A 13,382-nucleotide genomic window follows, 5' to 3' on the forward strand; every position below is an offset into this window, starting at 1 on the left:
GTAGTGGACAGCAGTAGGGGGTTAGCCTGCCTGAGCAGCGTTGAGGGACTCGCGGGCGGCGTCAACAATGGCGTCGGCAGTGAAGCCGAACTTCTCAAAGAGTTCCGCGGCAGGTGCGGAAGCGCCGAAGTGCTCCAAGGACACGGTGCGGCCGAAGGAACCGGTGTACTTGTGCCACGGCATGGAGATACCGGCCTCGACGGAGACGCGCGCGCGGACGGAGGAGGGGAGGACGGACTCGCGGTAGGAAACGTCCTGCTCGTCGAACCACTCTAGGCACGGCGCGGACACCACGCGGGTCGCGGTACTGTCCGCCTCGAGTTGCTTGGCGGCCTCCACGGCGAGCTGTACCTCGGAGCCGGTGGCGATAAGAATCACGTCCGGGGTTTCCTTCGATGCCTCAACGAGGACGTAGGCGCCGCGGCGCACACCTTCGGCAGCCTTCTCCTTGGTTCCTTCGAGTACAGGCAGGTTCTGGCGGGACAGAGCGAGGCCCTTCGGAGCGGCCTTGTACTCAAGGGCCGCCGCCCACGCCTGAGCGGTCTCGTTGGCATCTGCCGGGCGGATGACGGAGAGGTTGGGGATGGCGCGCAGGGCAGCGAGCGTTTCCACTGGCTGGTGGGTGGGGCCGTCCTCGCCCAGCCCGATGGAATCGTGCGTCCAGACGTAGTAGGTATCGGTGGACATGAGCGCGCCGAGGCGGACAGCCGGGTACTGGTACTCAGAGAAGATGAGGAAGGTACCACCGTAGACGCGGGTATTGCCGTGCAGTGCAATGCCGTTCATGACTGCGGACATGGCGTGCTCGCGGATGCCGAAGTGCAGGTTGCGGCCGTAGGGGGTGGCAGTCCAAGTATCGGTGGTGATGGACTCTGGGCCGAAGGAATCCGCGCCCTTGATCACCGTGTTGTTGGAGCCTGCCAGATCGGCGGAGCCGCCCCACATCTCCGGCAGGGAGGCTGCAAGTGCCTGGATGGCGGCCTCGGAAGCCTTGCGCGTGGCCAAGGATTCGCCCGCTTCCCATGTCGGAAGTTCTGCGGCGAAGTCAGCCGGCAGCTCGCGAGCCTGGAGGCGGTCGAAGAGCTTCTTCTCCTCCGGGTTGGCAGCTGCCCACGCGTCAAACTTTTTCTGCCACTCTGCGTGCTTCGCGGCACCGCGAGTGGTCAGCTCGCGGGTGTGTGCGAGGACTTCCTCGTCGATGTGGAAGGACTGCGCCGGATCGAAGCCGAGGACCTCCTTGGTGGCGGCTACCTCATCCTCGCCAAGAGCTGCACCGTGGACGCCACCGGTGTTCATCTTGTTCGGTGCCGGGTAACCAATCACGGTCTTAACTCGGATGAAGGAGGGGCGGGAGGTTTCGGCGCGTGCCGCGGCGGCAGCTGCTTCGATGGCTTCGACATCTTCGCCGGACTCCACGGTCTGCACGTGCCAGCCATAGGCCTCGTAACGCTTAGCCACGTCCTCGTTGAAGGCAATGTTGGTGTCGTCCTCAATGGAGATGCGGTTGTCATCCCAGAAGACGATGAGATTGCCCAGCTTCTGGGTGCCCGCCAAGGAAGAAGCCTCAGCGGTGACACCCTCTTGCAAGTCACCGTCGGAGGCGATGACGTAAACGAAGTGATCGAAGGGGGATTCGCCGGCCGGGGCCGAGGCATCGAACAGGCCGCGCTCTTTGCGTGCGGCCATTGCCATGCCGACCGCGGACGCCAAGCCTTGGCCCAGGGGACCGGTGGTGATCTCGACGCCATCGGTGTGGTGAACCTCGGGGTGGCCCGGAGTCTTCGAGCCCCAGGTGCGCAGCGACTTGAGATCCTCCATCTCGAGACCGAAGCCGCCGAGGAAGAGCTGGATGTACTGCGTCAGGGAAGAGTGTCCAACGGAGAGTACGAAGCGGTCGCGCCCTGCCCAGTGAACATCGGCCGGATCGTGGTTTAGCACGCGCTGGTAGAGCGTGTAGGCCAGCGGTGCCAGGGACATGGCGGTACCGGGGTGGCCGGAGCCGCAGTTCTGGACGGCGTCGGCAGCTAGGACGCGCACGGTATCCACGGCGCGAGTGTCGAGGTCACTCCAGTCCGAAGGATAACGGCGCTCAACCATAGCCTTTAGTTCTGGGGACAACTTTTCGTTCGACACGGCGAAAACCTCACTTCGCTTCTGGAAACAGATATACCGTTAATCAGTGTAAAGGTTTTTCGATCTTCGGCGGGGGATTATATAAACCAGGTTTCGGGCGGTAGTCTGGCATGGTTGACGCTGTTGCCCCGCTGTCAGCCAGTGGGCGGCGACTATCCCCGAAGAACGCTTGGGGGATTCGCCACAAAGTTCTCGGGAACTTTTTAGCGCGGGCAGCCGACCAGTACGTCAGACCCATAAGCCATACACCCACGTGCCGGATATACGGAGGATTGTTCCTTGGAGACCATCAAGGCCTATTTTGCGCTAACGAAACCGAGGATCATTGAGCTCCTCCTCGTGGCGGCAATCCCGGCTATGCTCCAGGCGCAGCGTGGATTCGAAGCTGTGTCCTCCAACTTCTGGCTCATCGTCTCCACCATCTTCGGTGGATGGATGGGTGCCGCGGCTGCCCACACATTTAACAACGTCGTCGATTATGAGATCGACCAGAAGATGCAGCGCACCCGTGCCCGGCCGCTAGTGCGCAAGACCATCTCGCGGCGCAATGCTGCGATCTTCGCGTGGATCATGTTGGCGCTATCCGTCTTTTGGCTGGGTGTGCTCGCTAACTCGTGGCTGGCCGCGTTCTTCGTGCTCTTGACCAACTTCTTTTATGTCATCGTCTACACGAAGTTCCTCAAGATGCGGAACTCCCAGAACATCGTCTGGGGTGGCCTCGCTGGCTGTATGCCCGCCATGGTGGGTTGGGCCGTCATTCGTGATAATGCACCGGCAGGGGAGCCGGACCGTTGGTGGCAGGCCGTGGTGCTGTTCCTCATTATCTTCTTCTGGACCCCGCCCCACACGTGGGCGCTGGCGATGAAGTACAAGGAGGACTACCGCAAGGCTGGGGTGCCGATGCTGCCCGTCGTTGCCGGGGAAATAGAGGTGACCCGCCAAATCGTGTGGTACACGATCGGCACGGTTATCGTGACCTTCCTTATTATCCCTGCGGCCTCGTGGATCTACTTGGTGGCCGCGGTGTCTTCCGGCGCGGTCTTCCTTTGGATGGCGATTCGTCTGCACCAAGGGGTAAAGAAGGGCGCAAAGGTCAAGCCCATGCGCCTGTTTATTTACTCCAACAACTACCTGTCGGTGCTCTTTATCGGCCTGTCCATCGACGCAGTCGTGGGCTGGGAGCCCATCGGGCGCATGCTGGGATGGTCGGCCGCGCTGTTCTAGCGAGCTAGTCTTCGCGTACCCGGAGGACGATCGAGCCTGTGGTCTTGCGCTCTTGGAGGTCGCGGTGGGCCTGAGCAGCTTCGGCGAGCGGATACTCTGCGGAGATGCGGAAGTCGAGGTCGCCATCGATGACCGCCTGCACCACTGCCTGGGCGCGCATCTGGAACTCGCCTTCCTGGGAGGTCCAGGCGCCGAGTGAGGGGCGGGTGAGGAAGATGGAGCCGTGCTTGTTCAGCAGCTGCGGGTCCATTGGCGGGACGGGGCCCGACGCGGCACCGAAGAGCGCTACCGTGCCGCGCGGTCGCACAACCTCAAGGGATTCACCGAAGGTGGCTTTGCCGACGCCGTCGTAAACCACGTCCACGCCGCGCCCACCGTTGTGACGACGCACCTGCTCGGCCAAGCCGCTGCTGTAGCGGAACACGTGGTCTGCGCCCGCGCCATAGGCCAGCTCTTCCTTCTCATCCGTGGAGACCACGGAATAGACGGTGGCGCCCAGGGACTTCGCCATCTGGGTGAGGATCAAGCCCACGCCGCCTGCACCGGCAGTGATCAGACAGGATGCTCCTTCCCCTAGCTGATACACACCGTGGGTGAGGTAGTGCGCCGTCATGCCCTGCAGGAGCATCGAACCGGCGACGGCGGAGGGAATCTCGTCGGGGACGGCCACCACGCGGTCGCGCGGCACGCAGACCTGCTCCGCATAGGAGCCGAAAGCGTGATCCCAGGCCACCATCGTGCCCGGGGCGATTTCTCCCTGGGGGTCGTGCACAACGCGTCCGGTTCCTTCGAGACCGATGATGAAAGGCACGGAGGCGTTGTAGATGCCTTCGCGGTAGTAGGTGTCGATGTAGTTGACACCGGCCACGGAGACGTCGACAAGCAACTGCTCCTTCGTCGGCGTGGGGGATTCTACCTCGGCGTAGGTGAGGACCTCGGGCCCTCCGGTCGTGGTCACCTGAATAGCATGCATGGTGTCTAGGCTAAACGAAGCACAGACACCCGCGCAGCAAAAAGCACCGCCATCCTCACTTCCTGGTGAGAACGGCGGCGCTACGAGTACCTGTTGTAGTGGCTTTACTGGCTCCGCTGACTCTGCTTAGCCTTGGGCGGCGGGAACGTTCTCGTCACCGCGCTGGGCAGTGCTTGCAGTAGTGTCATCCTCGTTTCCGACGCGGCGCAAGCCATGCGCCCACAGCACGGCGGTGAAGGCCGTGACCACTGAGGACATGCCCACGTGGAAGGGAACAGTCCAGCGAGGGATGTGGAGATAGAACTGGGTGACACCGATAGCCCACTGGATAACGATGCAAGCAATGAGCACCCAGCCGGCCTTCTTGGCCACCTTGGGAGCGCCGGTGCGGTGCAGGAGGAAGACCACGATGAGCGTCAGCGCCAAGTAGACGTACATGCAGACCGCGTGAATGATGGCCATGCCATAGGTGTCCACGCCGAGGCGGCCCTCCATGCCCACACCGGCATCACCGGAGTGAGTACCCGAGCCAGTCACAAAGGTGCCGGTCAGCAGAACGATGGACAGGGCTACAGTGGCCACCACCGCGAGGGTGCGCACTGCGGCGGGGAAGAGGCGAGTGGGAGTGCCGTCATCGGGCTCGTTAATACGGGAGAACAGCATGGCCGCAATCCACACTAGGACCATAGATGGGAGGAAGTGAATTGCCACACTCCACCAAGAAAGCTTCAGCACGACCGACAGAGCGCCGATGAGTGCCTGCACGAAAACACCTGCGAGCCCCGCCCAGGCATAGACCTTGAGCTCCTTGCGACGCTGCGCCTTGTGGACCACCACGATGCTGGCGATGGCCGCCGCCGCCACAACGAAGGTCAGCAGGCGGTTGCCGAACTCAATGGCCTGGTGGAGCATGGGAGCCGCGCCCTGGATGGGAACCAAGGAACCAGGGTGGCAGTTAGGCCAGGTGACGCAACCAAGACCGGAGCCGGTGACGCGCACGATGGAACCCGATACCGTAATGCCGCCCTGGCAGAGCAGGAGGATGAGCGCGACGATGCGCTGCGTCTTCACCGAGGGACCGGTGGTCGGCGCAGCGGGCGCGGTGGAATGTTGAGGAGAGGAAATATTGGCGGTACTCACGGCTATTCAGCCTACCGCCCGGCCCCATCCGGGAACCAATATCGACGGGTGGGTCACACCACGCAAGGGAGAAGAATCACTTTTAGCCCTCGAAGCGGAACCAACGCACTGCGGCAAACGACGCCACCGCTGACCAACCGACGAGTACAAGGAGCTCAAAGCCCGGGAAGGACCCGTTCAGGGCGGTATCGAGTCCGGCGGCCATTGCCACGGTGGGTACGAGGGTCAACACCCCGTTATCACCGAGCCCCTGGGAAAACATGACCCATCCGACGGTGCCGAGAAGGATAAACCAAATGAGGTTGGCCACCGCCAAGACCACCTCCGAACTCAGCGTGCCGCCGAGCAGTAGGCCTAAGGCCGTAAACGTGGCCACACCCAAGGCGAGGGTGAGCACGCCGATGGCCGCGCCCCCAGCGGTGATGCGCAGCCCCAGGAAGGCGGCGATCGTCCCCAGCACGAGGACCTGGAGCACCACCATCGACAGCACGGCGAGAATCTTTCCCACCACAATGGCCCAGGCAGGAACGCCTGAAGCGCCTGTGCGTTTCAGCGCACCATAGCGACGGTCGAAAGCCAAGGAGATGGCCTGACCCGTGAAACCGGAGGAGGTCGCCGCAACGGCCAGCACCATGGGGAAGATTTCCTCCACGCCGTGGCCAGTGCTGTCTTGCAGTGTCGCAGCGCCGATCAAGATGGCCACTGGGATGATGATGCTCAGCAGCTGCTGCTCGCCGTGACGCAGCATGAGCTTGGATTCGATAGCCCCTTGGGCACGTGCCATGGCCGCTACACCCACGCGCTGCGGGTGCGGGCTAAAAGTGCCGGGTGCGAAGGTGCTCATGGAGCTTCTCCTTGTTCAAACAACATGATGAAAGAATCGGGGTGAAGGGCCGAGGGGCAGTTCTAGCTGCGCATGTCGCGGCCCGTGAGATCGAGGAAGACTTCTTCGAGATTCCGGTGTGAGGTGTGCAGGTTGCGGAGGATGACGTTTTGCGCGGCCAAGCATGAAGCCAGCGCCGCGATGCCGGCGGGGCTGGGCTCCGAGGTGAGACGGTAGTGCAGGGGGCGGAGAGCTTCCGCCGCGATGCCGGCGTCCCGCAGCGCCTCGAGGTCCACCGGTGTGGCGGTATCGAAATTCACCTGTGGAACATCGGCCGAGTCCGTCAGCGATGCTGCGGTGCCGCTCGCCACGAGTTGGCCGTGGTCAATAATGACGACGCGGTCGCTGAGCGCTTCCGCTTCATCCATGAGGTGCGTGGTGAGGATGACGGTTACGCCATCGGCCCGGAGGGCGCGGATGAGGTCCCACACGGCAAGGCGCGACTGGGCATCCATGCCCGCGGTGGGTTCATCGAGAAAGACCAACTCTGGGCGCCCGATGATCGCTAGGGCTAGGGAGAGACGTTGTTGTTGCCCGCCGGACAGGCGGCGGTAGCTGCTCTTCGCCACCCCGCGCAGTCCGAGCGTGTCCAGCAGCCACTCCGGGTCCAAGGGATTCTCGTTATAGGAGGCGCTAAGCTCAAGCATCTCCTTGACTTTGATTCCGGAATAGGAGCCGCCGCCCTGCAGCATGATGCCGATGCGGGAGCGCACGGCATCGGGATTGCGCGCGGGGTTAAGCCCCAGCACCTCGATGCGGCCCGACGTGGGCTTCTTGAAACCCTCACACATCTCGATGGTGGTGGTCTTACCTGCACCGTTAGGGCCCAGCAAGCACAGGATCTCGCCGTAATTGGCGCGGAAACTCAGCCCGTTCACTGCGTTGACGTCGCCATAGGTCTTCATGACGTTATCTAAGACAAGAGCTGATGTAGTCACGAATCGCTAGTTTAGGACACGCACGCCCGCCCTGCGCAAAGCAACCCACCCCACGCCGGCGAGGACGAGGAATGTCACCAAGGCGGCGAGGTAAATGACGAAGACTGTCCCTGGGGGAAGGCCGAGGCCGCGGGGAAGCACGATGAAACTCATGAACCCGGAGTAGATGATCACAGCCATGCGGAAGAAGCGTCGGTTGGCCCAAGCCGCCAGCGGCAGCACCGCCCACAGGATGTACCAGGGTTGGACGACGGGGAAGAACACCACGAGCACGAAGGTCGATACCCCCAGGCCGCCCACGGGGTGGATGGCGCCGCGGTAGGTGGCAAAGAGCATGCGGATCATAAAGCCCGCGGCAATGATGACGCCCACAGTCCGGGTCACGGTGAGGATGGCCTCGGTGTGATCACCCAATCCCAACAGCATCCCAAGGAAGCCGGCGCCGACGCCTACGGAGGTCGTCGCAGACAGCCACGACCGGATGGTGGCCGCGCCGCCCTGGCCAAAGACCCAACCAATGTCGATCCCCGTGAGTACCGTCACTGCGGCGATGGAGGTGGCAAGCAGGAGAAGCTGCGCGGCCCCGGCGCCCAGCACTGCCCGCACGCCGGACACGCCGTGCTTGTCGACGAGCCTGCGTGCCGCCGCCATGCCAACGAACCCGAGGCCGATAAAGCCAGTCACCTTGACCATTCCGGCACACGAGATCAGGACGCCAGATGCGATAAACAGCGACCATGCTCGCCAGCGGGCCTCGTGGGAATCGTTAACCGCCCGCAACCCCAGCTCCACACCGACGAGAGCTAGCCCCAGCATGAAGGATTCATTGTGGATGCCTCCGACGAGGTGGAGGATGGTCAAAGGGTTAAGGATGCCCAGCCACAGCGCTGCCTCCGGGGATACTCGGCAGCGCGTAGCAAGCCGCGCGATGGCCCAACCGGCGGCGATGATACCGACGAGGGACAGTACCCGGTGCAGGACAACACCCCAGATAATGGAGTCGTTGGTCAGCCAACTGACCACCGCCGCTACACCTAGCGCCACAGGGCCATAAGGGGAAGGTGAGTTCGCCCAGATGAACGGGACGGAGCGGGCCAGGTCGTTATCGGCGCCTAGTAGCTCCACCGGCCCCGCCGAATAGGGATCGAGGCCTTGGAGCACGATGGAGCCGTTAGCGAGGTAGGAGTAAATGTCCTGCGTGAACAGGGGAGCGGTCACCAAAAGCGGGAGAACCCACCCTAGCCAGGTGCGCCACATCTGGCTCTGCGTGACCACCCGGGGCGAGTGGCTAAAGCGCCGAACCTTGGCCGGCTTCTGTAGGCGCAGGGGCGCGCCCACCAGCGGTGCCATGCAAATCCACGCCGTGACCATGAAACCGACCCCGATGAACACGATGGCGGAGGCTGACTGCAGCATCCGCGTCATGAGCGAGCCAAAAGGCAGAGACTCATAGGGGTTGCCCACCACCGGAAGCGCACCGGCGCCCAATCCGCCGAGCGCAATGAGTAGCGCACCAATGGTGCCGAGCCACCGGAGGCTAAAGAGCGTGCGCAGCTGGGCGATGGTGTGGCGGTGGACGTCGCCAAGCGCGGCGCCCTCTGCACCGTCGGAAGAATCTGGAAAATCTTGGTGCAAGAGCGCGGAACGGGATCCGGGCAGGCCCATGCGGGGGAGTTCATCGCGCACGCCCCAAAAGACGCGGTGCAATCGCCCCGATCGGGTGTAATCGCGCTCCATATTCATGAGTGTCTACCTTAGTCGCTCGGTGCTGAGAGAGGACGAGCTGCCCGCGACACGAATGAAAGAGTGGAAATCGGGAATGAATTAAGGAACACTAGTGTTGTCTAAAGAGAGAGTGTTTCATTCAAGGAGGTGTACACCGTGACGAAGGAGCTCCCTAGGGAGACTCGCTCGACTGAGGGCGACACCCGCCGACACGTCATGTTGTTGCTCCTAAAAGACGGCCCGGTAACGGCGTCGTATCTGGGTGAACGTCTCGGTCTCTCTGCAGCCGGCATCCGTCGGCACTTAGACATTTTGGTGGAGGAAGGACTCACCGAGGTGGTGCATCGCCGCCCATCAGCCCGCCCTGGGCAGTCGGTGGGCCGTGGTCGCCCCGCCAAGCATTTCCGCCTCACGGATCAGGGCCGCGCCCAATTTGGGCACGCCTACGATCAGCTGGCGGCGGAAGCGCTCACCGCACTGCGTGAAGCGGGCGGGCCGGAGGCGGTTCGTCGCTTCGCCAAGGCTCGCTTCGAGCGCCTCGTGGAGGACGTGAAGCCCCTGGTAGAAGATCAGGAATCCGTTCCGGAGGTGGCGCGTCAGCTGGCCGAAGTGCTCGACGCGCATGGCTACGCGGCCACGGTGACGTCGGTGGGCAACGGAGTACAGATTTGCCAGCACCATTGCCCGGTCGCCCACGTGGCGGCCGAGCATCCGGAGTTGTGTGAAGCTGAACAGGAAGTCTTCTCCGCGCTATTAGGCAAACATGTGCAGCCCTTGGCCTCCATTGCGGATGGTCATGGAATCTGCACCACGAATATCCCCTTAACCCCAGTCCCGCCTTCCGCGGCGGAGCCGGGGAAGAACTAATCGAACTAGAAAGGAGCGGGCTTTGACACAGGCACAACCGGCACCAGGCCTTGAAACCAAGATGAGCGATGACGAGATCATCTCCTCTATCGGCGGCTATGAGTACGGCTGGCACGATTCCGACGAAGCCGGCCAGGCAGCACACCGCGGTTTGAGTGAGGACGTCGTCCGCGATATTTCTCGGAAGAAGAACGAGCCGGAGTGGATGCTCGAGTCCCGTCTGAAGGCTCTGCGCGTCTTCAACAAGAAGCCAGTTCCGACCTGGGGCCCAGATCTGTCCGGAATCGACTTCGACAACATTAAGTACTTTGTCCGCTCCACCGAGAAGCAGGCCCAAACCTGGGATGACCTGCCGGACGACATTAAGGAGACCTACGACAAGCTGGGTATCCCGGATGCTGAGAAGAAGCGTCTGGTCTCCGGTGTTGCCGCGCAGTACGAGTCCGAGGTGGTTTACCACAAGATCCGCGAGGACCTGGAGGCCCAGGGCGTTATCTTCGTTGATACCGACACCGCGGTGCGCGAGTACCCGGAGATCCTCCAGGAATACTTCGGCACCGTGATTCCGGCCGGCGACAACAAGTTCTCCGCGCTGAATAACGCCTGCTGGTCCGGTGGTTCCTTCGTGTACGTTCCGAAGGGCGTCCACGTGGATATTCCGCTGCAGGCCTACTTCCGCATTAACACCGAGAACATGGGCCAGTTCGAGCGCACCCTCATCATCGTGGAGGAGGGCGCCTACGTTCACTACATCGAGGGGTGCACCGCGCCGATCTACAACTCGGATTCGCTGCACACCGGTGTCATCGAGATCATCGTGAAGAAGGGCGGCCGCTGCCGCTACACCACCATTCAGAACTGGTCCACCAACGTCTACAACCTGGTGACCCAGCGCGCCAAGGTCGAAGAGGGCGGCACCATGGAATGGGTCGATGGCAACATCGGCTCCAAGGTCACTATGAAGTACCCGTCCTGCTGGCTTACCGGCGAGCACGCCAAGGGTGAGGTACTCTCCCTGGCCTTTGCTGGCGATAACCAGGTCCAGGACACCGGCTCCAAGATGATCCACATGGCGCCGAACACCTCCTCCAACATCGTCTCGAAGTCCGTGGCCCGCAACGGCGGCCGCGCGGCCTACCGCGGCTTGGTGCAGGTCAACGCTAACGCTACGAACTCCGCTGCCAACGTCGAGTGTGATGCCTTGCTTGTGGACAATGACTCGAGGTCGGACACGTATCCGTACAACGACATCCGCAATGATCACGTCACCCTCGGCCACGAGGCAACGGTCTCCCAGGTCTCTGAGGAGCAGCTGTTCTACCTCATGTCCCGCGGTATCGCTGAGGAAGAGGCCATGGCGATGATTGTGCGCGGCTTCGTCGAGCCGATTGCTAAGGAGCTCCCGATGGAATACGCGCTGGAGCTGAACCGTCTTATCGAGCTGCAGATGGAAGGATCGGTGGGCTAAGTGGTAGCTTCCAACGAATTTAATCCGGCTGACGTCACTAAGGGAGACCAGTTCACCTCCTTCGATGTCGAGGACTTCCCGGTCCCGCACGGCCGCGACGAGGTCTGGCGTTTCATCTCCTTGCGTAACCTTCGCGGGCTGCACAATGGTGAGTTCGCGCCGGCAACCGCCCAGAAGATTGACGTGGTGGCCCCGGAGGGCGTAACGGCCGAGACCGTGGCGCCTGACGACGACCGCCTCGGCACCGCCGGTGCACCTGCTGACCGCGTTGCAGCTCAGGCCTGGTGCTCCATGCCGGAGGCGCAGATCGTCAGCGTTGACGCCGATGCACGACTGGATAAGCCGGTGGAGATCACCATCACCGGCGCTGGTGAGGGCGTGACCTCCTTTGGTGCGACCTCCATCCACGTGGGCAATCACGCGGAGGTCACCATCGTTCTTAAGTACGTCGGTTCCGGTACCCACGCAGACAACGTGGAGTTCGTGCTGGGCGACGGCTCCCAGGTCACCGTCGTCGTCGACGCCGACTGGGAAGACGATGCAGTGCACCTGTCCCATCAGATTGCGAAGGTGGGCCGCGACGCCGTACTGCGCCACAACACCGCCATCTTTGGCGGCGAGATTGTGCGCCTTGTTCCGCGCGTAGTTTTCGATGGCCCCGGTGGCGATGCCGAGCTGCTCGGCGTCTACTTTGCTGATGCCGGCCAGTACTTCGAGAACCGCCTGCTGGTGGACCACGACGTGCCGAACTGCCGCTCTCGCGTCTTCTACAAGGGCGCTCTGCAGGGTGCTACTGCTGCGCAGAAGGCCGAGGCCGGCTCCGCCTCCCGCACCCCAGAGGCCCGCACCTGCTGGGTCGGTGACGTGCTCATCCGCAAGAATGCGAACAACACGGACACCTATGAGACGAACAACAACTTGATCCTCACCGAGGGTGCGCGCGCTGACGCCATCCCGAACCTGGAGATCCAGACCGGTGAGATCGTCGGTGCTGGCCACGCCGCGACGGTGGGCCGCTTCGATGACCTTGAGCTGTTCTACCTCATGTCCCGCGGTATTCCTGCCGCCGAGGCACGCCGCCTCATCATCCGCGGCTTCTTCTCCGAAGTCATCTCCCGCATCCCGGTCGAGTCCCTGCGCGAGGATCTGGAATCCCGCGTCGTCGACGAGCTCGCCAAGATCAACGCTTAAAACTTCCCGAAAGCAGGTACCAACTCAATGTCTACTCTGGAAATCAAGAATCTCCACGCGCAGGTGCTCCCACACGAGGAGGACGGTGAGCCCACGCCGATCCTCAAGGGTGTCAACCTCACCATCAACTCCGGTGAGACCCACGCGGTCATGGGCCCCAACGGCTCCGGCAAGTCCACCCTGTCCTACGTTATCGCCGGCCACCCCAAGTACGAGGTGACCGAGGGCGAGGTGCTTCTCGACGGCGAGAACATCCTCGAGATGGAAGTCGATGAGCGCGCCCGCGCTGGTCTTTTCCTTGCCATGCAGTACCCGACTGAGGTGCCGGGCGTGAAGATGTCGCAGTTCATGCGCTCCGCCGTGACCGCTATCCGTGGCGAGGCTCCGAAGCTGCGCGAGTGGAACAAGGAGCTCACCGAGGCCCGCGAGAAGCTGGCCATCGATAAGTCCTTTGCACACCGCTCCGTGAACGAGGGCTTCTCCGGTGGTGAGAAGAAGCGCCACGAGGTCATGCAGCTCGACATCCTCAAGCCGAAGTTCGCCGTCATGGACGAGACCGACTCCGGCCTGGACGTCGACGCCCTGCGCGTCGTCTCCGATGGCATCAACAGCTATCAGGAGGAGACCAACGGCGGCATCCTCCTCATCACGCACTACAAGCGCATCCTCAACTACGTTGTCCCGGACTTCGTTCACGTCTTCGCCGACGGACAGATCATCAAGACCGGCGGCGCCGAGCTGGCCGACCAGCTTGAGGCAGACGGCTACGAGCAGTTCCTCAAGTAGGCCGTACCGCCGACCCCGGTAACACCACGACAGACCACACCACGACACGCTAGA

At 62.5% G+C, this 13,382-nt stretch carries 11 protein-coding genes; 5 read left to right on the forward strand and 6 right to left on the reverse strand.

What is annotated here, in order from left to right:
- Positions 1-21 precede the first annotated feature (21 nt).
- Positions 22-2,097, reverse strand: coding sequence for a transketolase (gene tkt, locus HMPREF3009_RS08080; protein WP_198531127.1), 2,076 nt, complete (start codon positions 2,095-2,097; stop codon positions 22-24).
- Positions 2,098-2,412: 315 nt separating this feature from the next.
- On the opposite strand from tkt, the gene HMPREF3009_RS08085 reads away from it, so the two are divergent.
- The gene (locus HMPREF3009_RS08085) at positions 2,413-3,357 is read left to right on the forward strand and encodes a heme o synthase (RefSeq protein ID WP_070681234.1); all 945 of its coding nucleotides are present in this window, start codon (positions 2,413-2,415) and stop codon (positions 3,355-3,357) included.
- A 4-nt stretch (positions 3,358-3,361) separates the two neighbouring features.
- Here the strand turns inward: HMPREF3009_RS08085 and HMPREF3009_RS08090 are convergent, their stop codons facing one another.
- The 5 genes from HMPREF3009_RS08090 to mptB all read right to left on the reverse strand — a co-directional run bounded on the left by HMPREF3009_RS08090 (position 3,362) and on the right by mptB (position 9,034).
- Positions 3,362-4,330, reverse strand: coding sequence for a quinone oxidoreductase family protein (locus tag HMPREF3009_RS08090; protein WP_049157446.1), 969 nt, complete (start codon positions 4,328-4,330; stop codon positions 3,362-3,364).
- A 126-nt stretch (positions 4,331-4,456) separates the two neighbouring features.
- Entirely contained in the window at positions 4,457-5,470 is a 1,014-nt protein-coding gene (locus HMPREF3009_RS08095) for a COX15/CtaA family protein (protein ID WP_070681236.1), read from the reverse strand.
- An 82-nt stretch (positions 5,471-5,552) separates the two neighbouring features.
- Positions 5,553-6,314, reverse strand: a complete 762-nt coding sequence (locus HMPREF3009_RS08100) for an ABC transporter permease (protein WP_070547338.1) — start codon at positions 6,312-6,314, stop codon at positions 5,553-5,555.
- Between the two features lie 62 nt (positions 6,315-6,376).
- Complete coding sequence (locus tag HMPREF3009_RS08105; RefSeq protein ID WP_049157441.1) at positions 6,377-7,291, reverse strand: ABC transporter ATP-binding protein; 915 nt, start codon at positions 7,289-7,291, stop codon at positions 6,377-6,379.
- A 6-nt stretch (positions 7,292-7,297) separates the two neighbouring features.
- A complete protein-coding gene (gene mptB, locus HMPREF3009_RS08110; RefSeq protein ID WP_049157439.1) occupies positions 7,298-9,034 on the reverse strand; it encodes a polyprenol phosphomannose-dependent alpha 1,6 mannosyltransferase MptB in 1,737 nt (578 codons plus the stop codon).
- 198 nt (positions 9,035-9,232) lie between these two features.
- Here mptB and HMPREF3009_RS08115 point away from each other — a divergent pair, with 198 nt between their 5' ends.
- From HMPREF3009_RS08115 to sufC, 4 genes are all read left to right on the forward strand, one after another.
- Positions 9,233-9,883, forward strand: a complete 651-nt coding sequence (locus HMPREF3009_RS08115) for a helix-turn-helix transcriptional regulator (protein WP_158395618.1) — start codon at positions 9,233-9,235, stop codon at positions 9,881-9,883.
- A gap of 61 nt (positions 9,884-9,944) precedes the next feature.
- Entirely contained in the window at positions 9,945-11,351 is a 1,407-nt protein-coding gene (gene sufB / locus HMPREF3009_RS08120; protein WP_175972985.1) for a Fe-S cluster assembly protein SufB, read from the forward strand.
- On the forward strand, positions 11,352-12,542 hold the full coding sequence (gene sufD, locus HMPREF3009_RS08125) for a Fe-S cluster assembly protein SufD (RefSeq protein ID WP_049157436.1): 1,191 nt from the start codon (positions 11,352-11,354) through the stop codon (positions 12,540-12,542). It begins immediately after the preceding gene.
- Between the two features lie 27 nt (positions 12,543-12,569).
- Positions 12,570-13,328: a Fe-S cluster assembly ATPase SufC gene (gene sufC, locus HMPREF3009_RS08130; RefSeq protein ID WP_046649116.1), complete on the forward strand. Its 759-nt coding sequence runs from the start codon at positions 12,570-12,572 to the stop codon at positions 13,326-13,328.
- Positions 13,329-13,382: the final 54 nt, after the last annotated feature.

Source organism: Corynebacterium sp. HMSC034H07 (assembly GCF_001815175.1).
Taxonomy (GTDB): domain Bacteria; phylum Actinomycetota; class Actinomycetes; order Mycobacteriales; family Mycobacteriaceae; genus Corynebacterium; species Corynebacterium hiratae.